Raw genomic sequence first — 1,617 nt, forward strand, 5'->3', positions numbered from 1 at the left:
TGGGAACCGCCCTGTGCGGAGCCGCATGCAGGGTGGTGTGGGGGCTGGAGGCTAGATACCTCCGGCTACCCGATTAGTTTGTTTTAAGCAATAATTTCATTTGATTTTTTATCATATCGTGTAGTCCATATGATGACTCAGAAATACGTTTCCAAGAATCTTCTTTTACATCATCTAATGTATGAAGTTCATGATCTTCATATACCGTTAAAGACAGGTAATATATATTTACAGGGTGAGATATACTTTCAATAAAGTCGAAGATGATTTCCACTAATTCATCAGGTAACATTAATTTTTTTTGTTTAACTTCCGAAGAAAAATCATTGATTTTTTGAAGGAGACTTTTAACATTGGACCTTAACTCCGTAGGTTTAAATTTCTCTCCATAAAATGGGAATATTCTTCTTATATCATCAAGTAAACGACAAGAGGCACTGTAAATCTCATTAATTAAATCAACTTTTTCTTTGTTACTATTATACGCTCCTCCGCATTGAGGATAATGCTTTAAAAAAAGACGCGGCTCTGAAACTAAATCTTGGATAATATCGTCCCAAAACAAAATTTGAATTTCAAACCGCTTTTCTTTACTCCGTGCTTCTGAGAGATCTCTGACAAACTCTTGTGTGTTTTTATCTCGCGGAGCAGTCGTTGCAATATAAAGCTGTTGAATAGATTTTGAAAAACTTTCAGCTTTAATTATTTCATCTAGAATTACTTTTTCTGTTACTCCGCCCAATGTGTTTTTACATTGGATTCCAACAAAGCCTATATGATTATTTCCATATATATCAATTCCATTTTGTGCTTGTCCAGGTCTACCGTGCATTATCAAATCTGGATTACTCCACCTTACCCCCATAGCATCTCTAGAGATTTCTTCAAACTCTTCCCAACTTTTGGGTTTGATGATATGTCCTGTTGAATATTGAACCATATAAAGCCTTTATGAATAATAGATTACGTATAATTTAATATAAAACTTAATTATACTTAGTTACACCGAATTGCAAACTAACGCCTCAAACACCGGATTGGTGAAGTTGGCGACTTTTTTGGAACAAAAAAGGTGACAGCTTTACCAAGTCCGCGTGCTTTGACTTGTTACATTTTGACTGTAAAGCCATTGCTAATTACCTCTAGTTGTCCGTTACCGTTAAAATTGAATTTGTAGTGCTTGTAATCTTCTTGTGCACCGACTTCACCTTGCTTTAGATGCTCTGTTAACCACGATGAATCAGTAATTAAATGGCTTCTATCGTATTCTTCACCTTCGATGAATGTTTCGATCATTTGCCATTTAAAGGCAACAACATCTGAAAAGAACACTTCACGTTGGACTTCTTGCCAATCTTTAAACTTCAGGACTAAATCACCCTCATCCATATTGATGTTTGGAAATTCAGCATCTGCGGTGGAGAACCCTGGTTCTATTATTTCTGCTCGTTCCATGCTCGCTCTATTTTGAAATGTAACGATTTAGTTCACGAGCCGAAGGTCTCGTGTAACGGCTTGTTCTTTACTTTCGGAGAGAGGAGGTTATCGCTACTCAATCCGTGAGTTCATATTCCATGCCCTTGGGGCTTAATTGATGCCCCCTGCGGCGTGAGGGAA

At 37.2% G+C, this 1,617-nt stretch carries 2 protein-coding genes; both read right to left on the reverse strand.

The genetic code is table 11. The features are described 5' to 3' along the window. Positions 1–73: 73 nt before the first annotated feature. Entirely contained in the window at positions 74–940 is an 867-nt protein-coding gene (locus Q4557_RS19660) for a hypothetical protein (RefSeq protein ID WP_303415011.1), read from the reverse strand. A 167-nt stretch (positions 941–1,107) separates the two neighbouring features. Continuing rightward, positions 1,108–1,455 (reverse strand): hypothetical protein, encoded by a 348-nt coding sequence (locus Q4557_RS19665; protein WP_303415013.1) that lies wholly within the window; start codon positions 1,453–1,455, stop codon positions 1,108–1,110. Positions 1,456–1,617: the final 162 nt, after the last annotated feature.

Origin of the sequence: Shewanella sp. 5_MG-2023 (genome assembly GCF_030547465.1) — a bacterium.
In the GTDB taxonomy this organism is placed as follows: domain Bacteria; phylum Pseudomonadota; class Gammaproteobacteria; order Enterobacterales; family Shewanellaceae; genus Shewanella.